General features: G+C 70.7%; 24 protein-coding genes. 12 read left to right on the plus strand and 12 right to left on the minus strand.

Going from position 1 to position 23383, the window contains the following annotated elements:
• Window positions 1-140 precede the first annotated feature (140 nt).
• Window positions 141-479: an anti-sigma factor antagonist gene (locus ACQPZW_RS30440; protein WP_433789475.1), complete on the plus strand. Its 339-nt coding sequence runs from the start codon at window positions 141-143 to the stop codon at window positions 477-479.
• On the opposite strand, the gene ACQPZW_RS30445 is transcribed toward ACQPZW_RS30440, so the two are convergent.
• Window positions 469-1491: a serine/threonine protein phosphatase gene (locus ACQPZW_RS30445; protein ID WP_433789476.1), complete on the minus strand. Its 1023-nt coding sequence runs from the start codon at window positions 1489-1491 to the stop codon at window positions 469-471. The genes ACQPZW_RS30440 and ACQPZW_RS30445 overlap by 11 nt on opposite strands.
• An 84-nt stretch (window positions 1492-1575) precedes the next feature.
• On the opposite strand from ACQPZW_RS30445, the gene ACQPZW_RS30450 reads away from it, so the two are divergent.
• The 3 genes from ACQPZW_RS30450 to ACQPZW_RS30460 all read left to right on the plus strand — a co-directional run bounded on the left by ACQPZW_RS30450 (window position 1576) and on the right by ACQPZW_RS30460 (window position 4412).
• Window positions 1576-2625, plus strand: a complete 1050-nt coding sequence (locus ACQPZW_RS30450; RefSeq protein WP_433789477.1) for a serine hydrolase domain-containing protein — start codon at window positions 1576-1578, stop codon at window positions 2623-2625.
• A 108-nt stretch (window positions 2626-2733) separates the two neighbouring features.
• Window positions 2734-3735 (plus strand): LacI family DNA-binding transcriptional regulator, encoded by a 1002-nt coding sequence (locus ACQPZW_RS30455; RefSeq protein ID WP_433789478.1) that lies wholly within the window; start codon window positions 2734-2736, stop codon window positions 3733-3735.
• Between the two features lie 56 nt (window positions 3736-3791).
• Window positions 3792-4412, plus strand: a complete 621-nt coding sequence (locus ACQPZW_RS30460) for a hypothetical protein (RefSeq protein WP_433789479.1) — start codon at window positions 3792-3794, stop codon at window positions 4410-4412.
• Between the two features lie 6 nt (window positions 4413-4418).
• Here ACQPZW_RS30460 and ACQPZW_RS30465 read toward each other — a convergent pair whose 3' ends face one another.
• The 4 genes from ACQPZW_RS30465 to ACQPZW_RS30480 all read right to left on the minus strand — a co-directional run bounded on the left by ACQPZW_RS30465 (window position 4419) and on the right by ACQPZW_RS30480 (window position 8461).
• Window positions 4419-5087: an enhanced serine sensitivity protein SseB C-terminal domain-containing protein gene (locus ACQPZW_RS30465; RefSeq protein WP_433789480.1), complete on the minus strand. Its 669-nt coding sequence runs from the start codon at window positions 5085-5087 to the stop codon at window positions 4419-4421.
• A gap of 274 nt (window positions 5088-5361) precedes the next feature.
• Window positions 5362-6486, minus strand: a complete 1125-nt coding sequence (locus ACQPZW_RS30470; RefSeq protein WP_433789481.1) for an acyltransferase family protein — start codon at window positions 6484-6486, stop codon at window positions 5362-5364.
• A gap of 158 nt (window positions 6487-6644) precedes the next feature.
• Window positions 6645-7295 (minus strand): response regulator, encoded by a 651-nt coding sequence (locus ACQPZW_RS30475; RefSeq protein WP_433789482.1) that lies wholly within the window; start codon window positions 7293-7295, stop codon window positions 6645-6647.
• Window positions 7292-8461 (minus strand): sensor histidine kinase, encoded by a 1170-nt coding sequence (locus ACQPZW_RS30480; RefSeq protein WP_433789483.1) that lies wholly within the window; start codon window positions 8459-8461, stop codon window positions 7292-7294. The genes ACQPZW_RS30475 and ACQPZW_RS30480 overlap by 4 nt, the downstream gene beginning before the upstream one ends.
• A gap of 123 nt (window positions 8462-8584) precedes the next feature.
• On the opposite strand from ACQPZW_RS30480, the gene ACQPZW_RS30485 reads away from it, so the two are divergent.
• Window positions 8585-9223: a VanZ family protein gene (locus tag ACQPZW_RS30485; RefSeq protein ID WP_433789484.1), complete on the plus strand. Its 639-nt coding sequence runs from the start codon at window positions 8585-8587 to the stop codon at window positions 9221-9223.
• Here the strand turns inward: ACQPZW_RS30485 and ACQPZW_RS30490 are convergent.
• Window positions 9207-10001 carry a hypothetical protein gene (locus tag ACQPZW_RS30490; protein ID WP_433789485.1) on the minus strand — a complete coding sequence of 265 codons (795 nt, stop codon included), beginning with the start codon at window positions 9999-10001 and terminating at the stop codon, window positions 9207-9209. The genes ACQPZW_RS30485 and ACQPZW_RS30490 overlap by 17 nt on opposite strands.
• Before the next feature lie 206 nt (window positions 10002-10207).
• Between ACQPZW_RS30490 and ACQPZW_RS30495 the strand changes: the two genes are divergently transcribed.
• Entirely contained in the window at window positions 10208-11014 is an 807-nt protein-coding gene (locus ACQPZW_RS30495) for a hypothetical protein (RefSeq protein ID WP_433789486.1), read from the plus strand.
• On the opposite strand, the gene ACQPZW_RS30500 is transcribed toward ACQPZW_RS30495, so the two are convergent.
• Complete coding sequence (locus ACQPZW_RS30500) at window positions 10998-11942, minus strand: saccharopine dehydrogenase (protein WP_433789487.1); 945 nt, start codon at window positions 11940-11942, stop codon at window positions 10998-11000. The genes ACQPZW_RS30495 and ACQPZW_RS30500 overlap by 17 nt on opposite strands.
• A 71-nt stretch (window positions 11943-12013) precedes the next feature.
• Between ACQPZW_RS30500 and ACQPZW_RS30505 the strand changes: the two genes are divergently transcribed.
• The 3 genes from ACQPZW_RS30505 (at window position 12014) to ACQPZW_RS30515 (ending at window position 15758) form a co-directional block, all read left to right on the plus strand.
• Complete coding sequence (locus tag ACQPZW_RS30505) at window positions 12014-12961, plus strand: GlxA family transcriptional regulator (protein ID WP_433789488.1); 948 nt, start codon at window positions 12014-12016, stop codon at window positions 12959-12961.
• Window positions 12962-13245: 284 nt separating this feature from the next.
• Window positions 13246-14139, plus strand: coding sequence for a sulfotransferase domain-containing protein (locus ACQPZW_RS30510; protein WP_433789489.1), 894 nt, complete (start codon window positions 13246-13248; stop codon window positions 14137-14139).
• A gap of 797 nt (window positions 14140-14936) precedes the next feature.
• The gene (locus ACQPZW_RS30515) at window positions 14937-15758 is read left to right on the plus strand and encodes a transglutaminase-like domain-containing protein (protein ID WP_433789490.1); all 822 of its coding nucleotides are present in this window, start codon (window positions 14937-14939) and stop codon (window positions 15756-15758) included.
• Between the two features lie 116 nt (window positions 15759-15874).
• Here ACQPZW_RS30515 and ACQPZW_RS30520 read toward each other — a convergent pair whose 3' ends face one another.
• Window positions 15875-16465 carry a TetR/AcrR family transcriptional regulator gene (locus tag ACQPZW_RS30520; RefSeq protein ID WP_433789491.1) on the minus strand — a complete coding sequence of 197 codons (591 nt, stop codon included), beginning with the start codon at window positions 16463-16465 and terminating at the stop codon, window positions 15875-15877.
• 71 nt (window positions 16466-16536) lie between these two features.
• Between ACQPZW_RS30520 and ACQPZW_RS30525 the strand changes: the two genes are divergently transcribed.
• Entirely contained in the window at window positions 16537-17475 is a 939-nt protein-coding gene (locus ACQPZW_RS30525) for an LLM class F420-dependent oxidoreductase (protein WP_433789492.1), read from the plus strand.
• Between the two features lie 496 nt (window positions 17476-17971).
• The gene (locus ACQPZW_RS30530) at window positions 17972-18466 is read left to right on the plus strand and encodes an RICIN domain-containing protein (RefSeq protein ID WP_433789493.1); all 495 of its coding nucleotides are present in this window, start codon (window positions 17972-17974) and stop codon (window positions 18464-18466) included.
• A 20-nt stretch (window positions 18467-18486) separates the two neighbouring features.
• Here ACQPZW_RS30530 and ACQPZW_RS30535 read toward each other — a convergent pair whose 3' ends face one another.
• Window positions 18487-19278, minus strand: coding sequence for a cytochrome P450 (locus ACQPZW_RS30535; protein ID WP_433789494.1), 792 nt, complete (start codon window positions 19276-19278; stop codon window positions 18487-18489).
• 219 nt (window positions 19279-19497) lie between these two features.
• On the minus strand, window positions 19498-20565 hold the full coding sequence (locus ACQPZW_RS30540; RefSeq protein WP_433789495.1) for an alkene reductase: 1068 nt from the start codon (window positions 20563-20565) through the stop codon (window positions 19498-19500).
• 80 nt (window positions 20566-20645) lie between these two features.
• On the opposite strand from ACQPZW_RS30540, the gene ACQPZW_RS30545 reads away from it, so the two are divergent.
• Entirely contained in the window at window positions 20646-21095 is a 450-nt protein-coding gene (locus tag ACQPZW_RS30545) for a MarR family winged helix-turn-helix transcriptional regulator (RefSeq protein WP_433789496.1), read from the plus strand.
• On the opposite strand, the gene ACQPZW_RS30550 is transcribed toward ACQPZW_RS30545, so the two are convergent.
• Window positions 21043-21633 (minus strand): DivIVA domain-containing protein, encoded by a 591-nt coding sequence (locus ACQPZW_RS30550; RefSeq protein ID WP_433789497.1) that lies wholly within the window; start codon window positions 21631-21633, stop codon window positions 21043-21045. The two genes, ACQPZW_RS30545 and ACQPZW_RS30550, sit on opposite strands and share 53 nt — an antisense overlap.
• Window positions 21634-21819: 186 nt before the next feature.
• Window positions 21820-23382, minus strand: coding sequence for a methyl-accepting chemotaxis protein (locus tag ACQPZW_RS30555; RefSeq protein ID WP_433789498.1), 1563 nt, complete (start codon window positions 23380-23382; stop codon window positions 21820-21822).
• Window position 23383: the final 1 nt, after the last annotated feature.

Below are 23383 nucleotides of genomic sequence, written 5' to 3' on the forward strand. Positions count from 1 at the left end.
CGGCAGGAAAGCGCTTTCCGGCAGCCTAGTGGCCCCGACCTCGGACGGGCAAGCGGCGAACTTCCCGTCAACCCGGTGATCCGGGCACGCGGCGGCCACCGGTGCCGGAGAATCAGGGCTTCGACGGAAGGACAGAGAAGATGACCGGCCCGTTCACGGTGTGCAAGCACGACGACGGCGACGGCGTTGTGCGGATCATGGTCAGCGGTGAGATCGACCACGACGTCAGTGAGGCGCTCAGCATCATCCTGATCAACGCCGCCGAGCAGTCCGGCGTCCGGCATGTCGTCGTGGACCTCGCGACCGTGCCGTTCCTCGGCGCGGCGGGCGTGCGGTCCCTGCTGACCGGCCGCCAGGTGGCGGTGCGGCGGGGGCGCGCCTTCTCCGTGGCCAACACGCACGGCATCGTCGGGGACACGCTGCGGGCCGCCGGCGTGGCCGGCATCCTGGCCGCGCAGACGGGCGCCGTCACGGCCTGAGCGCCCGGGCCAGCTCCTCGGCGGGGAACGGGGTGTGCTTGCTGACACTCCACAGCTCGTCGAAGAACTCGCCCATCACCAGGGCAGCCGGCAGATGGCGCCGCAGCACGCGGAGCGCCGGCTCCGGGAGCGCGAACCCGCCCGGGTCCGCCGCATGGGCCCGGAGGCGGCCGGTGACCTCCGGCCAGGGGACGTCGAGCAGCCTGCTGACCAGCCAGCGGACCAGGTGGGCCGCCGTGTAGCCACGGTCGTAGTCGTGGTGCCGCCGATGGAAGGCGGACTCGACGGCGTCGAGGTCGAACCCGGTGTGCACGGCCAGCCCGAAATCGGCGAAGTAGATCCGGTGGCCGTCGGTCAGCAGGTTGAGGAAGTGCGCGTCGAAGTGGGTGAGGCCGCGCGACCCCAGGAACGCCACGCCCTCCTGCACGGCGCGGTCGACGACGTCGTACGCCCCCTCGTCGCCCGCGGCGGTCCGCTCGGCGAGCCACGCGTCGACGGTGAGCGGGAAGCTCTCCATGAACAGGACCACGGCGGCCGAGGCCGAGCCGATCGCCTCCAGCCGGGCCCGGACCGCGTCGTCGCCCTCCCAGTGCTCCACCCAGCGCTCCAGCTCGCCGGGCTCGGTGGGGCCGGGCGTACGCGGCAGCACACGCCAGTGGTGGACGAGCGGGAAGCCGTCGTACTCGCCGTCCAGGACCCACCGCGTCGTCAGGGTGTGCACGGCGAGCTCACGCCAGGCGCCGAATCCGGCCGAGCCGATGCCGTACTGGTAGAACGGGGGCAGGCCGAACAGGTTCGCCGTCGAGCCGACATTCTCCGGGCGCCGCTCCAGGTCGGTCAGCGGCACCAGCTTGACGAAGACCGGCACGCCGTCGACGGTCACCGACGCCGTGCTCCCACCGAAGCCGGCGGTCGGCTCGCCCACGAGCGCGGCGATCCCGGCGTCGTCCCGAGCGGCCAGCGCCGCCGACAGAGCCCGGTGCCGTGCCACCCGTTCGAGATCCACTCCCACTGTCCACACTCTAGTCAGCCCTACCCTTCGCCCGGTGGCCAGCAGGATCGAATCCTGCCCCGGCCAGGCCTAACGTTTGCACGCATGCGACTTCTCCTGATCTGGGCACTGCTGGCCCCGACCGGCGCCGCGGCACCGGTCCCCGAGCTGCAGCGGCACGCCGACGCGATCCACGCGCTCGGCATCGTGGGCGCGCAGGCCCGGTTCGTCTCCGCGGACGGCCGCGCGCACGTGGCCACCAGCGGCGCCGGCGACCTGCGCACCGGGCGGCCGGTGCCGGCCGACGGGCGGTTCCGCATCGCGAGCGCCGGCAAGACGTTCACCGCCGTCGTCGTCCTGCAGCTCGCCGGTGAGGGCCGGCTGCGACTGGACGATCCGGTCGAGCGATGGCTGCCGGGGGTCGTGCGGGGCAGCGGCAACGACGGCCGCCGCATCACCGTCCGTCACCTGCTCCAGCACACCGGCGGCATTCACGACGACATCCCGGACGAGGGCGCGTTCACCCCGGAGCAGCTGGTGGCGCGGGCGATGGCGCACCGGCCGGATGCGGCACCCGGTACCGCCTGGGGCTACTCCAACACCGGTTACATCCTTCTCGACCTGATCATCGAACGGGTCACCGGACGGCACTGGTACGACGAGGTGGAGCGCCGGATCGTGCGACCGCTGGGCCTCACCGGGACGTCGTGGCCCGGTGGCTCGCCCGTGATGCCGGAGCCGTACGCCCGCGCGTACCGCCTCGGCGCCGACGTCACCGCTCAGTCCCCGGCCGACACCGGGTCGGCGATCGTCTCCACGACCCGGGACCTCAACGTCTTCCTCCGGGCGCTGTTCGGTGGGCGGCTGCTGCGGCCGGCCCAGCTCGCCGAGATGACCCGTACCGTGCCGGTGGACTCCCCGGTCATGCCGGGCGCGCGTTACGGTCTGGGGATCTTCCAGCGACCGCTGCCGTGCGGTGGCACGTATTGGAGCCATCCCGGTGGCTGGGGCGGCTACATCACCGACGACGGCGTCACCGCGGACGGCCGGCGCAGTGTGGTGCTGTCGGTGAACAGCGTGCTCGGCGACACCCCCGAGGACCACATGCGACAGCAGCGGGCGGCCGACACCCTGATCGAAGGGGCACTCTGCTGAGACATCGAACGGCAACGCGTGTTTCGGAGTTGCGGCGGCTGGGCTAGTCTGACCAGACGGTCAGTGGGCCGAAAAGGTTTTCAAGAATGTCACGCGGGAGAATCATCTTTGTCCAGGGCCACTCTTCGCGACGTCGCCAAACTCGCCGGGGTCTCGGTCGCGACCGCGTCCAAGGCGCTCAACGGGCAGCCGCAGGTTCGCGCCGAGACCCGTGAGCGTGTCATCCGCGCCGCCGAGCAGCTCTCCTTCTCACCCAACACGCTCGCCCAGGGCCTGATCACCCAGCGCAGCGGCACGGTCGGGCTGCTCACGTCCGACCTGGAGGGCCGGTTCTCCATCCCGATCCTGATGGGCGCCGAGGACGCGTTCGGCTCCGACCAGACCTCGGTGTTCCTGTGCGACGCCCGGGGCGACACCATCCGGGAGAAGCATCATCTCCGGGCGCTGCTGTCGCGCCGGGTCGACGGGTTGATAGTGGTCGGCGCCCGCCCGGACACCCGGCCGTCCCTCGGTGATCTGCCCGTTCCGGTGGTGTATGCGTATGCGCCGTCCGACGACCCGGCCGACCTGTCGCTGATCACCGACAACACCGGCGGCGGGCGGACCGCCGTGGACCATCTGATCCGTTGTGGACGCCGCCGGATCGCGCACATCACCGGCGACCCCGGCTACAGCGCCGCACAGGACCGGGCGCGCGGCGCCGTCGACCGGCTCACCGAGGAGGGGCTGACCCTGGCCGGCGGCGAGGTCTGGTTCGGCATGTGGTCCGAGGCGTGGGGCCGCGGCGCGACCCGGATGCTGCTGGAGCGCTGCCCCGAGGTGGACGCCATCTTCGCCGGCTCGGACGAGATCGCCCGGGGTGTCCTCGACGTGCTGCACGAGGAGCGTATCGACGTGCCGTCCCGCGTCGCCGTCATCGGCTTCGACAACTGGAGCGTCCTGGCGGTCAACTCGCGGCCGCCGCTGACCACGATCGACCTCAACCTGGAGCATCTCGGCCGGATAGCGGCCCAGCGCCTGTCCGCCGCCATGGAGGGGACGGCCACCTCCGGAGTGGAGCGGTTCCCGGTGCGCCTGATCACCCGTGAGTCCACCGCACCTCTGCGCTGACGTGCGCGAGGGTGCAATATCCTCATCCCATCGATGATCGTCACGGGGGTGGGGCGTTGCGAAGCAGGGCCGGGTTGGTGGCTGCCGGGCTGGTGGCAGCCGTCGGAGCGGCCTGGCTGTGGGCGGACGGCCGAGACGAGCCGACGGACCCGCCGGTTCCGGCGGGCGCCGCTCCGACGGTGCGGGAGAGCAATCCGGTCGTGCCGGGGCCGGTGGCGGGGCTGACCATCCCGGGCCTCGCCGCCGCGTGGGGCAGGACGGCGAAGACCACGACTCGTCGTTCCGACGGGCAGGTCAGCGTCTCGTCCGGCAGCCCGGACAGCGACGTCACGCTCACGGTGGTCTCGCTTCCCGGCGACCCGGACACGCCGTGGGGCATGTCCTGTGCGCGGTACGGCACACCGGCCCCGCACGATCGCAAGGCCGTGGCCGCCCTGTTCGGCAGGTGCTGGCCGGCCGGCATCGACGAGCCGGAGCGGGCCGGGGTCCTGGCCTGGCTGTCCGATGTCACCGTCAGCCACCAGCGGACGGCGCACCGGTTCGACGGCTACAGCATCGTGGTGGCGTACGACCCGCCGGGCGGCGGCGAACAGGGGCCGAGCCGGGCCCCGGGCCGGGACGGCTCGGCGTTGCGCATCTTCCTGACCGGTGGCTCCGGGCAGCCCGGTCTGACGTGAGGCCGGTCAGCGACGGGCGTAGAACGGCACGGTCTCGGCGAGCATCCACGCGCTCACCGGTGACTGATCGTCCAGCAGCACGATCTCGATGTCGTGGGCGACCGGGGTGAGGCGGGCGGCATACTCGACGGTGGCCCGAACCTCTCCGGGCCAGGTCGGGACCTGACGGTTCGGGCGGATGCCGATCATCAGCGTCTCCGGCCCGTCGTCGATGCGGCGCAACGCCCGGCGGGCCTCCAGCACTCCGCGCACGGCCTGGAAACCTCCGGCCAGGGCCTGGAGCAGGTGGTACGGCTCCGGGTGCGGAACACCCAGCAGGACGGCCGGCGTGTGGCCGGCGCGGAGGCTGTGCACCCGTTCGGCGGCGACCGGCATGCTGGAGGCCGAGCCCGGGTTCACCGCGAAGCCCAGGTCGCCGGGGAGCCGTTCGGCCAGTTGGCGGCCGGTGAGGCGGATCTGACGGCGGTGACCGGCGCCCGCCTTGGCCAGCTGCTCGGCGGAGGTGTAGACGGTCACGTAGGTCCGGCCGTCGATCGTGGTCAGCGGAAGCGGCCCACCGGACGGCACCGGCACCCAGACCGGGTGGTCGGCGAGGGCGGTCAGTAGGGCTTCGGGTGGTGACTGACCGCGGCGGACGTGCAGGAGTGTGGTCTCCAGAGCATTCGTGGGAAACATGGTCGACTCCCGTCTGTCGGCGTCTCCACCAGCGGGTACGCGACATCGGGCGGGCCGGTTCACCTTTTAAGCAGACCCTAAGGCTGCGTCTCGCGTACCACCGGAAGGTCTTTATCGGGCCGGCCGGGGGCGTTTCGAGGCGACGCGGCGGGTCGGTGAACGGATGCGGATCGGCGGTACAGCCGCCGTAGCAGGGGTGACTCCCCGGCATGACCGGGCTGCGGGAATGGTTCGAGACCGAGATCGCCCGGCGACTCCCCGCCTGCCGCATCCTCTACTGGACCTGGGGCCGGCCGCCTGAGAGCCGGCGCCTCAGCCATGGTGACAGCGGCCGTTCGACCAGCCGGTGCACCAGCCAGGAGACGACCAGGAGCAGGATCACGGTTGCGGTGATGAGCAGCCAGGCGGGCCACCCGGTGCGCTCGCGGACGGTGCGCATCAGGCTGTACCCGATGCGTGGGTGCAGCAGGTAGAACGGGTAGGTCAGTGCGCCGGCTGTGGCGAGCCGCCGCCACGCCAGCCGGTCGGTGAGGCCCAGGGCGACGGCCAGCAGTACGGCGTACGCGCCGGTGATCAGCACCAGGGCGGGCCAGACCGGCACGGCGAAGCCGGGACGCAGCTCCTCGACACGGAGTGTGACGTGGTGCAGGCTGACCAGCCAGCAGCCGGCCAGCAGCAGCCATGACCGGCAGTCCCGCCGGTCCCCGCGCAGCAGGAACATCGCCATCCCGGCGATGAAGTACGGCGCGAAACCGGGCATGACGATGGTCTGCACCAGCGTGCCCGGCAGTGCGGGCGCCAGGACCGCCACGATCAGCCATCCCGTGCCGAGCGCCCGTATCCCCCGGCCGGTCATCAGCCCGGCCGCGATCAGACAGGCGATGATCAGGTAGAACCGCAGTTCCACCCAGAGCGTCCAGTACACGGTGTCGACGAGCGGCACACGGAACGGCTCGGCCAGCATCGTCAGGTTGATCACGACATCGCGAAGGCTCGGCACGCCGGTGACCGGCAGCCCTCCGGTCACCGGCAGCACGGTCACCACGACCGCCGTGATCAGCACCGCCACCCAGAAGGCGGGGTACAGGCGGGCAGCCCGGGAGGCGGCGAATTCGCGGACCGTCCGGCCCCAGGCGCTCATGCAGATCACGAAGCCGCTGATCAGGAAGAAGACCTCGACGCCGAGGAAACCGTAGATCAGCACCGGAGCGGCGCCGGGCAGGAAATACCCGGGCGGGTGTACGCCGTCCAACCGCCAGGACGTGCCGAAGTGATAGCCCGCCACCGCCAGCGCGCAGACCGGCCGCAGAGCGTCGAGCGCGTGAAGGCGTACCGGGCCCGACGGCGCCGGCCGGTCCACACCCGCGTCGGCCGCATGATCGTCGACGGCTGTCGTCATCGAGACTCCTGTCCACGGGCCGACCGGGCCGGGTGCGCGGAAGCCGGGACGCCGCCGTACAGGAGTCACCCGGACGGGGCCCGGTAGAAAGATCGCCCAGGGGCGCCGCCGCTCTCATCGACCTCGGGTACCGGGGCGATGGCCTCAGGTGCCGACGCTCAGGACAGCAGGCCGTGCTCGTGGGCGAACACCGCGATCTGCACCCGGTCGCGCAGCACCAACTTGCGCAGGATCGCCCCGACGTGTGTCTTCACCGTCGACTCGCCCGCGAAGATCTCCGCGGCGATCTCCGCGTTCGACAGGCCGCGGGCCACCGCCCGGAACACGACCCGCTCCTTGTCGGTCAGCGCCAGATAGGCGTCCGGCACCGGCGTCGGCGCCGGGAAGTGACTGGTCAGCAGGGTCGTCAGGTCGGCGGGGGCGAGCACCGCGTTGCCCGCGTGGACGCTGCGGACCGCGTCGGTCAGCTGGGCCGGCGTGGTGTCCTTCAACAGGAAGCCACTCGCGCCGTGCCGGATCGCGGTCGCCGCCCGGTCGTCGAGGTTGAACGTGGTGAGCACCAGCACCCGTACCGGTGGGGTGTGCGCGGCGGCGTAGATCTGCCGGGTCGCCTCGACGCCGTCCATCACCGGCATGCGCAGATCCATCAGTACGACGTCCGGCCGCAACTCCTTCACCAGGCGCACCGCGTCGGCGCCGTTGCCCGCCTCGCCGACCACGGTGATTCCCGGCTGGGCGTCGAGGATGACCGCCACACCGGCCCGGAACAGCTCCTGGTCGTCGACGACCAGCACGGTGATGTCGTTCATGACAGCGGGATCCTCGCGGTCGCGACGAACACCTCGCCCCGCACCCCGGCGGAGAGGGTGCCGTCGACCTTGGCGAGCCGCTCGCGCATACCGTCCAGCCCCGACCCCGACCCGGGTGACGACAGCCGGTCGCCGGGGCCCGGCTCGATCCCGTTACGGACCTCGATGTGCAGAGCATCGGAGGACCAGGTCCTGCGTACCGTCAGGGCCCCTCCTCGCAGACCGTGCCGGATCGCGTTGGTCAGCATCTCCTGAAGCACCCGGTAGGCGGCGGCCCGCTGCGGCTCGGGCAGCGCCCGGGGCGTGCCGTCGTGGCCGGTCACCACCTCGTGCCCGCCGGCGCGGAGGTTGTCGATCAGGTTGTCGAGGTCGTCGGTGGTGTCACCGGTCGCGGTCAGGACCTCCCGCACGTCGCGCAACGAGGCCCGGGCCGACGTCGCGATGGTCGCCAGCGCCGTTTTGAGGGCGGTGGGGTCGTCGTCCGGCAGATACCTGCCGGACTCGGCCTGCGCCAGGATCACGGCCAGGGAGTGACCGACGACGTCGTGCACGTCGCGGGCCAGGCGGGTCTGGGCCTCACGCATCCGGGCGATCTCCTCGGCCCGCGCGCGTTCCCGGGCCGCCCGGTCCAGGTCGATGCGGGCCCGGCGGGAGATCCGCAGAGCGAGCCCGCCCAGCCACGGCATGGCGAGCAGGGCACCGAACACCAGGCCCGCGCCGATCCGCCAGCCGAGCCCGAGGCGGTCGACGGTGGCCGCGAACAGGTCCCGGGAGGCGTACGGCGGGTGGATCCAGACGAGGTCGTTGCCGATCAGCACGACCGCGACCACCGGCCCGGCGGCGATCGAGAAGGCGCTCGCCCAGAGGACGGCCCGGCCACCCCAGCGGGCCAGCCCGAACGCGACGACCGCCCACGCCGCCTGGGTGAGCAGGAACGGCGTCGCCGTCGCCGCCTGGCCGATCGCGGTCAGCCAGACCAGCCCGAGCGAGGCCGGAGGGATCTGCCGGACCAGGCCGACGGCCACGGTGGTGCCGAGCACGACCAGCGCGGCGAGCAGCCCGCGGCCGGACTCTCGTATCTCGTCCTGCATCGCGAGCTCGATGCCCCCGGAGAGCAGCACGCCGAGCGCCGCAGCGGTGCAGAACAGGGTGCCGCGATCTTTCACGCCGCCCACCCTAGGCCGCGGTTGCGCCGGTCGAAGGTCATGCCGTCGATGATCGTGGGCCGCGCGCGGTGGCGCGTCGCCCGCGGGTATCGATCGTGTCGGGCCGCCGGTACCCAGGTACCGGTGGCACCGACCCGAGGTGGATGCGCCACCGTCCGGGCCGTACCCATGCTGGTCGACATGGACGGCATGAGCGGCATCTTTCTGGAGTTCTCGGCGGCGACCGTGGGGGTCGTGGTGGCGGCGGTGCTGGTGACCGGCTGGGTCCTGGTCCTGTGGCGGCGTCACGATCTCACGGCGCGGCGGCTGCTGCTCGCCGGTGTGACGAGTTGCTACCTGGCAGGGGTCGCCATGGTCACCGTGCCGCTGCAGATCCGCACCGGCGACTTCGGCAACCAGGTCCCCTGGTACGAGAGGGCGCATCTGATACCCCTGGCCGGCCTCGACACCACCACGGTCGTGCTGAACATCGTGATGACCGTCCCGGCGGGCGTGTTGCTGCCCCTGCTGGTCCAGGTACGCGGCGTCGGGCAGGTCGCGTGGATCGGCCTGGCGATGAGCGCCGCGATCGAGTCGATGCAGTTCGTCACCGACGTCCTGATCAGCGGCGGGCGGACAGCGGACGTGAACGACCTGGCCACCAACACGCTGGGCGCGGTGCTGGGCTACCTCCTCTACCGCCTCTACCGCGCGCTGACAGGTGTTCCCGCCGGGGACAGCAGGAAGGCGCCGCGGCGAGGACCCCTCAGTCTCCGAAGGTGACGGCGAGGCCCCGGAAGACCTCCTCGAGAAGCTCGAGCCGCTGCAGGCTGAAGCGGCCCGGCTCCGCCTCGTAGACCGCCCGGCCGGTCGGGCTCCAGAGCGCCCCGGGTGACACCGCGTCCGCGCCGAACGCCACGAACTTGCGAGCCTCCGCGGCCGCCGCGGCCGCGGTCAGGAGGTCGTAGCGGGCTCGCCGTCGCTGCTGATCGTCCATGCCGGCCGGTTCCGCGGGTGTGCCGGCGGCGATGGTGTCGGCCACCCACAGCCACTCGCCGGCGTCCAGCAGCTCGGACGGGCGCTCACCCCCGAAGCTCGGCTCGTCCGGGTCGGGGATCGGTGTCTCCTCCGGGAGCCGGAACGTGAACTCGCGGGGGTCACCACACTCCGGACACACGCCGGAATACCTGCTGCACAGCTCGCCGTCCACCACGATGACCGCGAAGTCCCGCTCGAACTCCTCCTCGCCGCAGACGTCACACCCGTGCAGGTCCATGAAGAGGTGTGCTTCGGTGGCGGAACGGCCGAGGCCGATCACCCGGATTCCCGGCCGGCGGGCCGCTCGCTCCTGGACCGGGGTCCCGGTCATGCGGAACGTGAACTCCCGCAGCCGGGCACACTCCACGCAGTAGAAGTCGAAACGGACGGCCGCGACCCCTCCGATCAGGACTCTCTCGCCGGTCCGGTTCTCGATCCCGGTCTCGGTGGCACCGCACACGCACCGACGCTCGTTCACATGGGCGAGGACCTCGTCGAAGGTGCGAGCGTACGGAAACGCCATCGGCCAACCCTCTCAGTCCGCGTAGGTGCCGACAAGGCCCGAACAAGCAGCCGCACCATTTTCACTGAGCGGTCTCCCCGCGAGGCGGGCACAGCGGGCCACGACGTCATCGAGCGCCTGGGCCCGACGGCACGCGGGGCGTACCGCCGACTCCCGCAGCCTCCGCCGCCGACTGACCATGCTGATCTCCCGGGCATAATGGCGCGGTGCCGCACGCCGATCTGACCCAGTCCGCCTGGAACGAGCTCTCCGACGAGGCCGCCGCGCGGATCGCCGCGGCCATCGCCTCCGACACCGGCGCGACCCTCACGCACGTCGGCTCGCACTCCTATGCGGATCGCTCCGGCCGGATCGCCCTGCTCCAGCGCGACGGCATCGACTTCGCCCTGGTGCCCGGCGGCACCGTCGACCTGGGCTTCGATCCGGCCCGCTTCACCGTCACCGCGAGGCAGGCGGCCCACTTCGCCGAGGCCGCGGCCGAGTGGGGTCTGGACGGCACACCGATCGACTTCATCGTCGGCACCACCTCCCCGCCCCGCCGGGTGGCGCTGCCCGCGCGGCTCGTGGCGGTCCGGGCCCGGCCGTCCGAGGAGCTGATCGACGATGACGAGGGCGACGGGCACGACTGGGTGATCGCCGGCCTGCGCGGCCGGGGGCTGCGGCCGCCGACCCCCGACGAGTGGGAGCACGCCTGCGGGGCGGGCGCCGGCACCCTGTTCCGCTGGGGCGACGACTACCCGGACGGTGAGCCCTACGGCACCGTCCCGCTGATCCAGGAGCCGAACCTGTTCGGCCTGATCATCGCCGCTGATCCGTATGAGAGCGAGCTCACCACCGACCCCGCTGTGCTCTGCGGTGGTGACGGCGGGTCGGCGCTCTGCGGCGGCTACGGCGATTTCCTGTCCTGGCTGACACTGGCCACCGCCTACCGGGAGGCGGAACTGGCCGAGACGGTCTTCGACGGTGGGCTCACCGCGGAGACACCGGTCCGGCCGGTCATCGAGATTCCGTGACGGTCAGGGCGTCCGGGCCGAGCGCGGCCAGGAAGTCCAGCGGGTCGAAACGGGCGCCGAGACCCGCGACCCCGGTGGTCGCGCCCTCCCCCGCCAGGATGCGGACGGTCGCCTCGGCCACCAGCGGCGCGGTGATCGCGTAGATGTCCCGGCCGCTCGCCGTGACCCGGCGCTCCTGATCGCCGGACCGCGCCACCACCTCGACCAGGAACGTCTGCGCCGACCGCCCCGACTCGTCGACGGCGACCGGCTCCGGGGCGTCCGGGTCGCGCAGGTCGGCGACGGCGTTCGCGGTCATGAACGAGTGGATCACCGGGGTGCCGATGTGGGTGGGGATGACGGCGCTGTCCGCGGTGACGAACTCGCCGACGACCGCGCGGCGGCCGATCGGGGCGGGGAAATCCCACTCGGCGCGGGGCGCCTCACCGACACGGGGGCGCAGGCGGTGGCCGACGAAGGCGAGCCGGTTCCCGTCGCGGCGGGCTGCCGAGACCTTGCCGGTACGGCGGGTGCCGCTCGTGGGGTGCCAGCTGCTCAGGGCGTACGCGATGGTCAGCTCGTCGACCGCGGCGAACGGTGACGTGGCCGCGGTGGCCAGCAGATCGCCGAGCCCGCCGTAGAAGGCGGCCGCCGGCACGATCGGGATCCCGGCCGCACCGAAGGCGGCCACGGTGTCGCCGACCACCTCGACCTCGGCCGTCACGTCCAGATAGGGGATCTTCGCCCGGATCGCCGCCTCGATCGCCGGCGCGGCCGTGGTGTGGAACGGCCCGGCGACGTTGATCACCGCGTCCGCGTCACGGAGGGCCGCGTCCAGGTCGGTGCCCCGGCCGCACGGGATCGGGGTGAGACCGCGACGCTCCAGCTCGGCGACGACGAAACGACCGGTGTGCCCGGCGGCCCCGAGGACCGCGATGCGCTTGTTCATGCCGTCAATGATCTTTTGCCGGGTACGGGCGGAACAGTGTCCGCAGTGACACCTCCCGTACAGTTTCGGACATGCATCGTGTCGCTCTGCCCGTCACCGACGGCACGCCGCTCTACGAGCTGGCCGCCGCGTGCGAGGTCTTCGGCGCCGACCGGGAGCTGACCGATGCGTGGTATGAGCTGGTCGTCTGCGGTGAGGACGGCGCGACCGTCGGCGGCTGGCTGACCGCCGGCGTCCGGCACGGGCTGGAGGCGCTCGCGACCGCCGACACGGTGCTGATCACGTCCTGCCGCGACCCGCTCGACCCGCCGTCGCCGGCCCTGGTCGAGGCCGTTCGCGCCGCCCACGCCCGCGGCGCCCGGGTGGCGTCGCTGTGCACGGGCGCGTTCACCCTGGCCGAGGCAGGGCTGCTGGACGGGCGCCGGGCGACCACCCACTGGGCGCACACCGATCTGCTGCAGTCGCGGTACCCGTCGGTGACCGTCGATCCCGGCGTCCTCTACATCGACGACGGTGACGTGCTGACCTCGGCCGGGAAGGCCGCCGGCATGGATCTCTGCCTGCACCTGGTGCGCCTCGACCACGGCACGGCGGTGGCCAACGCGCTGGCCAGGACCCTCGTCGTGCCGCCGCACCGGCCGGGCGGGCAGGCCCAGTTCATCCCGGCGGCGGTCGGGCACGGGCGCAACCATGTGCTGACCGGGGTGATGGCGTGGGCGCAGGACCGGCTCGGCGAGCCGCTCACGGTTCGTGACCTGGCCCGCGAGGCGGGCATGAGCTCCCGCAACCTGGCGCGGCACTTCCATGCGGTCACCGGCAGCAGCCCGCTGCGCTGGCTGCACGACCAGCGGGTCCGTCGGGCGCAGGAGTTGCTGGAGCTCTCCGACATGAGCGTCGAGCAGATCGCCACGAGGACCGGCATGGGTACGGCCACCACGCTCCGCCGGCACTTCAGCCAGCAGTTGGGTGTGCCGCCGGAGACGTACCGCCGTACCTTCCGCGCCTCCTCGCATCGTTGACACTCCCGCAACATCGAACCTGTGAATCCCTTCAGGTTCGGCTGGGCGTGACGAACCGGGCGCCCGATCGTTTGCCCAGGTGAGGAGTACAAAGGCTGGGCCGGGCAGCACCTGGCTCCAGCCCTCTCCAAGCCTTTTCACAGCCTCGGGCCGCGGGTTCCATCGTCTCAGGCCGTGACACTCTCGTAACGAAGTCAATGTTCTTGTAAAGTGCCCCCAAACGCACGACGTCGTGCGCGACGTCGGCGTGCCGCTCCCCCATGGCGACGAATTGGACTTTGGCGATGCTCAATCGATCGGTGATGTTCGCGAAGCAGCACACCCCCGATTCCCTTCGGGTACTCGCCCGCCGCGCCCTCCTCGAGGCGCACAATGCGAAACTACGGATCACCGTGCCGGTCGAGGACCGTTGCGAATTCGTCAACATCTACCACTGCGCCGTCCGCAAGACCGCCAGCCAGTGGGTGAAATCAATGTTCAGCGACCCGATCGTCTACCGCCGTTCCGGTCTGGTCACCTATGACCCCCGCTACTACGGCTGGCGCGACGAGCGGGTCGTTCCGCCGCAACGGATCGGCCTGTCACTGTACTTTCCGTACAAGCGCTATCTGAAAATGCCGAAACCCGCGGAGCACCGGACCTTCTTCATCTACCGCGACCCGCGTGACCTGCTGGTCTCCAGCTACTTCTCGACCCGTGACTCGCACACCCCGATGGGCGACGTGCTGGAGGTCCGGGCCGCCCTGCGAGAGCGCTCGCAGAAGGACGGAATGCTCTACCTCATCGAATACCTGACCCGGAAAGGCATGTTCAACGCGGTCCGCTCCTGGGTCGAGGCGCCGCCCTCCGAGACGATCCGGCTGATCCGCTACGAAGACCTCACCGGTGAGCACCAACTCGCCGAGATGGACGCCCTCATGCGTCATTGCGGAATCAACGTCCCGGAAGCGGAACTCGCCACCCTGCTCCAGAAGTACAGCTTCTCCCGGATGAACGAGCGCAAGAAAGCCGGCGGGATCTCGCACTACCGCAAGGGCAAGTCCGGCGACTGGCACAACCATTTCGACGACGACCTCGAGCAGGCCTTCCGCACTGCCACCGGAAATCTGCTGGACGTCCTCGGCTATGCGGAGCCGGCCGTGGCCCGCGCCCGGTCGGCCGGACCGCAGGGCAGGTAAAGGCCGCGCCGCGCCGGCAACCGCGGATGTCACCGTCGGCACCGCCGCCGGACCGGTCGCCGGGTGGCTCACAACAGTCCTCCGCCCGGTCCCACGAGCCTGCGCCCCGAACCCGCCGGCACACGCCAACGCGGCCACCGCCGCGGACGGCCGGTCGCGGTCGATCGTGCAGCCCCGGCGCCACGAGAGGCAGGGTGCCCGCCGCTGTGCCGAACAGGGAGCCCGGTTGACCGCGCCCGCGACCATGCCGACCAGCCGGGTCCGGCCCCAGCGCGGCAATGCCGAACCGCGGTACTTCTCGCCCGCCATCGACGCCGTACGAGGCTCGCTTTCATCCACCGATGACGAGGCCGACGCTCCCGGGGTGAGGCTAGCGTGACGCTTGGTTGACCGATCGATCACTCAGCGCTTCCGTCAGATTGCATCTGGCTGGAGCGCCGGAGGTTCGAGGAGCGGAGGGAGCCCGACATGGCCAAGAAGTCGAAGAAATCCAAGAAGGACAAGAAGTCCAAGAAAGACAAGAAGAAGTAGCCACCCAGGGCCGTCGGCCGAAGCCGGCGGCCCTGCCTTCTTCCCCACCACCCCACCGAGCCTGCCCTATCCCCTCCCCCTCGCCGGCCATGCCGCTGTGTTCCCCTCCCCGCCGCCCTCCCCGGCCCACCCTGCTCTACCTAGCCCCGGCCACGCCGCTTCGCCGAACTCGGTGCCGCCTATCCGGCCCAGCCCTTTCCTGCCGGTTGCTCCAGGGGATGCCTCAGGGCCGGAAAATGTCGGACCCCGGCTCTACGATGCGGGGCATGACGGCGACGATCGATTACTCGGCAGGCGGTCCGCTGACTGACCTCTCCACGATCGAGGGCGGAGCGCTCGCCGACCTCCCGGAGGATCCGGTCGCCATCTGCGGGCTCGTGCATCGTCTGGTCATCCAGCCCCACGACGCCGGTCGACTCGAAATGCCACCGGGCCGATTCGACGAGAATCAGATCCGGCCCGCCGCCCGCCTGGTCAGCACGCTTCTCGGCCTCGACCCGTCTCCGCTGACCGTGCCACGACCACCCGAGCGCCGGGTCGTCGGCACCTGCCGGCACTTCGCCGTCCTGGCATGCGCCCTGCTGCGCCATCGCGGTGTCGCGGCCCGCGCCCGCTGCGGGTTCGCCACCTACTTCCAGCCCGGGCTCGGCTTGGACCACTGGGTGATCGAGTTCTCGACCGGCGGATCGCCATGGGTCCGCGCCGACCCCGAGGCGATGGGCCTGACGGTGCTGCCGACCCCCGAGGCCCTGACGCCGGGCCAGTTCCTGACCGGCGGCGAGGCGTGGGCAGAGTTCCGCGCCGGCCGCCTCGACGCATCGAGGTTCGGCGTCCGGGGCACCGAGAATTTCGGCCCGGCCGAGATCCGCGGCAACGCCATCCGCGACCTGGCCGCCCTCAACCGCGTCGAAACCCTCCCGTGGGACGAGTGGGGCCGGATGGAGGCCTCCTACCAGGGGCGGACGGGCGCCGACTACGACACCCTGCTCGACACCGTCGCCACCACATGCGCCGAGGACGACCCGGCCGCCGTTGCCGCGCTCTACAAGACCGAAGACCTGGAGGTGCCCCCAAGCCTGCTCGCCTGACCAACCGCGCCGCCGGCGGTAACGGCGGTCACGCTGCCACCTGCCGCCGCGCCCAGAGGCATACCGCAGACTCTCACCTCGAAAGGCGTCAAACGGGTGAGGTCAAGTCGAGACGGTCAAGGGCTCAGGGGGACGGTCAGGGCGCGGGCGGCCTCAGCGGCACGGTCGGCGATGTCGTCGACCCGGCGGGCGAAGAAGCCGTCGGAGAGCAGCGCCGCATAACCGTGTGCGACCGCGATGGTGGCCTCGACCAGTAGGACCGTGTCGTGATGGTTGCGGGTGCCGGTCTCGCCGGCGAGGTCGAGCATGGTCTCCATGAGAGCGCGCGTCTGCTCGCGGCGGGCCTCGTCGGGGATTCGGGACAGCTCGGCGGCGTAGATGACCGGCAGTCCGGCGCCGGTGCGCATGACGTAACGCACGTAGGCGCCCGCGGCGGCGGCCAGGCGGTCGGCGGGGTCGGCGCCGGCCGCGTCGGCGGCGGCCACGATCGCGGCGTTCAGATCGTGGGCGGCGACGGCGGAGACGGCGGCGAGCAGGTGGCCGCGATCGGCGAAGTGGCGGTACGGCGCAGCTGAGCTGACCTCGAGCCGGCGGGCGACGGCCGCGACCGAGAAACGCTGTAGTCCGAATTCGGCGAGCAGGTCGAAACTGGCCGCGATCAGCGAGGCGCGCAGATCACCGTGATGGTAGGCCCGTTTCGCCGACACGCTTGCCTCCGTGTAAGTAGGCTCTTACATTAGCAAGTGAGAGACCTCTTACATCAACATCGGAGGCGTACGTGAGCATCAAGCTCGGCTACCAGATCCCGAATTTCACGTACCCCGGCATCGGAGTGGAGAACCTCTTCGACACCGTCGTCGCGCAGGCGCGCGAGGCGGAGGCCAACGGTTTCGACACCGTGCTCGTGATGGACCACCTGTACCAACTGCCCGGCATCGGCCCGGCGGAGAACGCGATGCTGGAGGCTTACACGACCCTCGGCGCGCTGGCCTCGGCGACCTCCACGATTCAGCTGTCGACGCTGGTCACCGGTAACACGTACCGCAATCCCGCTCTTCTCGCGAAGACGGTGACCACGCTGGACGTGGTCTCCAAGGGCCGCGCGATCCTCGGCATCGGAGCCGGCTGGTTCGAGCTTGAACACGACGCGTACGGCTTCGAGTTCGGCACGTTCGGCCAGCGGTTCGAGCGTCTCGAGGAGGCGCTGACGATCATCACGCCGATGCTGAAGGGTGAGCCGGCCTCGCTCGACGGCAAGTGGTACACGGCCCGGTCGGCGATGAACAACCCGCGGTTGCGGCCGTCAGTCCCGGTGATGCTGGGTGGTTCGGGCGAGCAGAAGACGTTCCGGCTGGCGGCCCGTTTCGCCGACCACATGAACATCATCTGCGACGTCGACGATCTGGCCCGCAAGGTGTCGGTGCTGCGCGAGCGGTGTGAGGAGATCGGGCGTGACCCGGCCACCCTGGCCACCAGCTTCCTGGTGATGGGCATGGTCGGCGAGAACGAGCAGGAGGCGAAGGAGCTCGGCGAGACGATCCCGGACGATCGCCGCAACCGGGCCTTCATCGGTACGCCGGAGCAGGTGGCCGAGCAGATCCAGGAGCGGGTGCTCGCCGCCGGTATTGACGGCATCACCATCAACCTGATCCGCAACGGTCACCGCCCCGGCGTCGTCGCCGCGGTCGGCGCAGCTCTGAAGCCGCTGGTCAAGTAGCCCTGAAGCTGGCGGTCAAGTGACTCTGAAGCCGCCGGTCAAGTGGCTCTGAAGCTGCCGGTCAAGTAAAGACGTCAAGTAGAGACCTCGAATCAAGACGTCCCGTACAGCGTCTCGAACCGAGACGTGTCACGAACAGCGTCTTGATTCGAGACGTCATGTACAGACGTCCAGGGAACACGTCATGTACAGACGTCCAGTCAATACGTCGAATACACACGTCCAGTCAAGACGTCATGTACAGGCGTCCAGTCAACACGTCGTGTACACCCGTCCGGTCAATACGCGGCCGCGCGTCTCGGCTGCACGCCGCACGTCTCCGCCCATAAGGGGAGAGCGCTCCAGTGCGTCGACATGAATCCATGGCCTGACAACCGATTCGGGCCCGACGGCAGGGCTCGGGCCGGCAACCAGGAAGCCGAAGTCCGCAGGGTTCCCGTGGCTGACGCGGCCGTCAAGAGGGCTGCCGAACCCGTCAACCGTTCATGATGAAACGGTGCATAAACGCCATTACAACCGAGTCAGCGCAGCAGCGGTCCTGCTCACCGTCCTGACCGGCGCCTCACCCGCGCGGGCCGCCGACGACTTCCGGACGATCGTGAACAAGCTGTCCGGGAAGTGCCTGACCAGCTCGGACACTCCCGACTACCGGGTCACTCAGGCGACCTGCTCCCCGGGCGACCGGCGACAGTGGTGGGACTTCGACGGCGACCACGAGGACCAGCGGTTCGTCAACGCGTCCACTGGGCGGTGCCTGACCGTGTTCGGCGCTTCCGACGGGCAGCCGGTCCACGCGGTGGCGTGTGGTCTGGCCGGTGCGTTCAACCACTGGACGTGGGTGTGGACCGAGGACGACTATGCCTACGAGCTGCAGCCGCTCGACGCCCGCGGCTCCTGTCTCGACCTGGAGCCGGGCGACGTCATCGCGCTGCGCACCTGCAAGGACCCCGGCGGCGCCGACCAGCACTGGATCTTCGAGTCCCAGCCGTAGGGCCTACGAACGGACCCCGCCTAGGAACGGACCTCCAGGAGCAGCCGGTTGACGCTCATCATCACCCAGGGATTGCGCTCCTCCACCGGGGCCACGACGGTGATGTCGCGATAGCGGTCCAGCAGGATGCGCAGTGCCACCCGCGCTTCGAGGCGGGCCAGCGACGCACCGAGGCAGAAGTGGATGCCGTGCCCGAAGCTCAGGTGCGGGTTGGGGCTGCGGCGGATGTCGAACCGGTCCGGGTCGGCGAAGACGCGGCTGTCCCGGTTGGCGGCGGTGATCCAGAGCTGCAGGATCGCCTCGGCCGGCACCAGCGTCGTGCCGATCCGGGTGGCGATGACGGAGCGCCGGGCGAGTCGCGGGAACGGCGTACGGCATCGGATGCTCTCCTCGATGGCGCCCGGCAGCAGGCCCGGATCGGCGCGCAACTCGGCAGCCACGCCGGGGTGCTCGTCGAGGCTGAGCACCGTGTTGCCGACCGTGGCCGTGGTGGTGATGTGCCCGGCGAGCAGCAGCAGGCCGACGAAGCCGACGATCTCCCGGTCGTCGAGGCGCTCGCCGCCGACCTCGGCGGTGAGCAGCCGGCCGGTCAGATCGTCGCCGGGAGCCCTCCGGTGCCCGCGGATGTGGTCGAGCAGGTAGTCGTTCATCTCCCGGATCGTCGGCGCGAGCCGGGTCATCGTCTCGCGGCCGGCCTCCAGCACCGGCGCCGACGGGTCGACGTCGGTGTGGTCGAAGAGGGCGTCCGCCCAGCGGCGGAAGACCGGCTGGTCGGCCGCGGGGATGCCGAGCAGCTCGGCGATCACGATCACCGGCAGGGGGTACGCGAGAGCCTCGATCAGGTCGAGCCGGCCCCCGTCGCCTGCCGCGTCGAGCAGCTCCGTGGTGATCTCGGCTCCAGCCCGGCCACCATCTTGATCGCCACAATAAGGACTATTCCACCGTACGGCCGGGGTGGTGTGTCGGTATGGCTCTCACCGCTGCCTCAGTGTGCTCGCGACAGCGGTGAGAGCCATACCGGGTCTCAGGACTCAGGCACCCAGGGCCGGGTAGTCGGTGTAGCCGCGGTGGTCGCCGCCGAAGGCCGCCGCGAAGTCCGGGGTGTTGAACGGGCCGCCGGTGGCCAGGCGGGCCGGCAGATCCGGGTTGGCCAGGAAGAGAGCACCGAACGACACGAGGTCGGCGGTGCCGTCCTGGATCAGGGCCAGCGCCTCCGGGCCGGTCGGCGCCGGGTGGGTGGCCGGGTTCAGGATGAACGTGCCGGGCCAGGTGGCCCGCAGCTTGCGGGTCAGCTCACGGTCGCCCTCGACCAGGTGCAGGTAGGCGAGTCCGAGCGGGGCGAGCGCCGCGACCAGGGCCGGGTAGACCTCCTCGGCGCCGGTCTCGGTGATGTCGTTGTACGGGTTGGCCGGGGAGAGCCGGATGCCGGTCCGCTCGGCCCCGATGGCCTCGGCGATCGCGGTGGCCACTTCGACGGCGAAGCGGATCCGGCCGTCGACCGAGCCACCCCACGCGTCGGTGCGCAGGTTGACGTTGTCGGAGAGGAACTGGTGGACGAGGTAGCCGTTCGCGCCGTGGATCTCCACGCCGTCGAAACCGGCCGCGATCGCGTTGCGGGCGGCGGAGGCGAAGTCGGCGACGGCGGCCCGCACCTCCTCGTCGGTGAGCTCCTTGGGCTCGACGAAGTCCTGCATGCCCTCGTGGGTGTGCAGCTGCCCGGCGGCCTTGACGCTGGACGGGGCGACCGGGATCAGGCCGTCCGGGAGCAGGCTCGGGTGACCGATCCGGCCACTGTGCATGATCTGCGCGAAGATCACGCCGCCCTCGGCGTGCACGGCGTCGGTGACCTTGCGCCAGGCCTCGACCTGCTCGTCGGAGTGCAGGCCGGGCGTGTTGGTGTAGCCCTGGCCGACGACCGACGGCTGGGTGCCCTCGGTGATGATCAGGCCGGCCGAGGCGCGCTGGGCGTAGTAGGTCGCCATCAGCTCGGTGGGGGTGTTGCCGGCGCCGTACGCGCGGCTGCGGGTCATCGGGGCCATCACGATGCGGTTGGCCAGCTTGGCGCCGGCCAGGTCGTACGAGTCGAAGGCGTCAGCCATCAGAATGCCCCTCCATGGAAGTTCGTGGCGCGAACAAAACTAGTTCGCAGCGCGAACTTATGCAAGGTAGGATGGCGCCCATGACAGCGACTCCGGGATTCGGCAACAACCTGGTGTATCTGTCCGCCCTGATCCAGCGACGGTTCACGCAGGTCTGCGCCGACCACGACCTCACCAACGCCCAGGCGCAGCTATTGTGCCTGGTCAAGGACCGGCCGCACGGCATGTCCGAGCTGGGCCGCCTGCTGGGGCTGGCCAAACCCGGCATGACCGGCCTGGTCGATCGCACCGAGCGGCGCGGGCTGGTGCAGCGCGGCTCCTCCGAGCACGACCGGCGCGCCTGCACGGTCTCCAGCACCCCGCTGGGCAAGAGGATCGGCGACGCGCTCTACGCCGACGTGGCGGCCCGGCTGCCCGACATCGCCGACCACCTGCCCCCGGCCGATCGGCAGCTGCTCGAGGAGCTGGTCGCCGCCGTCATCGCGACGACTTCGGGTCCATGCCGCGCAGACGATCTCCCAGAGCGGTGATGAGCGCGGCCCGCCGCTCGCGGGCCTCCTGACACAGGGCTTCGATCCGGGCCAGGGCGTCACTGCGCTTGGTGACCAGACCGGCGACCCGCTCGGCATGCGCGTGCCGGGCGTCGGCCACGATCGTCGACGCGAGCAGCTCGGCGTCGCTGGTCAGGCGGGCGGCCTCGACGGACGCCTTGTAGAGCAGGTCCTCGGCCACCCCGCGCGCCTCGGCCAGGTGCTCCTCGGCGGTCTGCTGGGCGAGCTCCAGCAGGCGCGGCGCTTCGCCGTCGGCTGACGGCACCCCCGAGCGGGCCCTCTCCAGCTCTGTCCGCAGCTCCTCGACGCGTTCCAGGGCCCGGTCCCGATCGTCCTGCAGGCGTTGCAGGCGGTCGGTCAGCTGCCCGGTCAGCGCCTGGTTCTCGGCCTGCAGCCGACGCATCTCGTCGGCGACCCGGGCCAGGAAGTCGTCGACCTCGCCCCCGTGATAGCCGAGCGAGCCCTCGGCCGGCTCCCCGAACGCGATGCTGCCGATCTGCGCTGCGCTGAGAGACATCGAGTTACCTACAACCTTCCCGGGCGGCTCGGACGACGAGCCTGTGCACGTTCACACGGCGCCTTCCGGAAGGTGGCACAGGTTTCGGGCACGGGTCCGATCGACGTCAGGAAGTACACGGGAAGGCCCGTTCAATGTCAACACCGCGCGACCGGGCGGGCCTCCGACAGTAACCGGACACCCGGATCAGGAGAGGCGGAACGAGCTCACCAGACCCCGTAGCTCCTCGGCCGTACGCGCCACTTCCGAGCTGGCCAGGTTCGTCTGGCTCGTGCCGGCCACCGAGATCGAGCTGGCCCGCGCCACCTCGGCGATGCTCACCGCGATCCGGCCGCTGCCCGCCGCCACCTCGCTGATGCTGCGGCTCATCTCCGCCGTCGTCGCGGTCTGCTCCTCGACCGCGCTCGCAATCGTGGTCTGGTAGTCGTTGATCTTCGCGATGACCTCGCTGATCCGGCTGATCACCTCGACCACGCCGCCGGTCTCCTGCTGGATCGCCGCCACCCGGCTGCTGATGTCCTCGGTCGCCCGCGCCGTCTCCTGGGCCAGATCCTTCACCTCGCTGGCCACCACCGCGAAGCCCTTGCCCATCTCACCGGCACGGGCGGCCTCGATCGTGGCGTTCAGCGCCAGCAGGTTGGTCTGCTCGGCGATCGACGTGATCAGCTTGACCACGTTGCCGATCTCCTCCGACGACACCCCCAGCTGCTCGATCTGCTTGGTGGCCAGCGCCGCCTCGGACACCGCCTCCCCGGCGATCTGCGCGGCCCGGTTGGTGTTCTCCGAGATCTCCCGGATCGAGACACCCATCTCCTCGCTGCCCGCCGCCACGGTCTGCACGTTGCGGGAGATCTCCTCCGCCTCGGCCGACGCCGTCGACGTCTGAAGGTCGGTCTGGTCGGCCGCCCCGGCGATCTCCTGGTTGGTCGCGGCCAGCTCGGTGGCGGCGCCGGCCAGCGTGCCGGCGTTCTCGGCGATCCGCTGCATCGTCTCGTTGATGCTGTCCACCGCCGCGTCCAGTTCGGACGCCATCACGCCCAGCTCGTCCTTGGCCACGATCCCGGTCCGCTGGGTCAGGTCCCCGTGCGCGAGGGAGCCGACCACCGCGGCGACCCGCCGCACCGGGCCCAGGATCGACCGGACCAGCGGCACCGACATCGCCACCAGCGTCACCAGGCCGATTCCGGCGACCACCAGCATCCACCACATCGCCGACGCCTTCGTCGCATCCATCTCCTTCTGACGCTCCACGATCTGGGCGTCCAGGGTCTCGTGGATCGCGCCGATCGCGTCGTCGACCACCCCGTTCTGTTCGGCGATCGACTCGTAGTCCTCCACGCTCACGCTCGCCGGATCCTTCACCGCGGCGGCAACGAAGTCGGTGACGAAGACGTTGAACGCCTCCACCTTGCTGCCCAGCGCATCGATCGCCTCGCTGATCGCGCCGATCTCCTGGGCGCTCGCCGCCTCGAGGGCCTCGTTCGCCGACACCACGTCGTCGGCCGCGTCCCCCGTCACGTCGTCGCCGTGCGTCGACCGGTACGCGTCGACCTTCAGCTCCGCCTCCCGGGTGTCCAGGTGGTTGAGCGCCGCCTTGGTGACCGTGTAGGCGTTGAGGCTCGCCTGCTTCTCGCTGAGCTGGTCCTGCGACCAGAGTCCGATCCCGGTGAGCGCGCCGGCGACGACGACACCGGTCACCACGATCGACGACAGTCGCTGGGCGACGCTGAGGTCAGCAAGACGAGGCATG

This window comes from Actinoplanes sp. CA-252034, from assembly GCF_050956125.1.
Classification (GTDB): Bacteria; Actinomycetota; Actinomycetes; order Mycobacteriales; family Micromonosporaceae; genus Actinoplanes.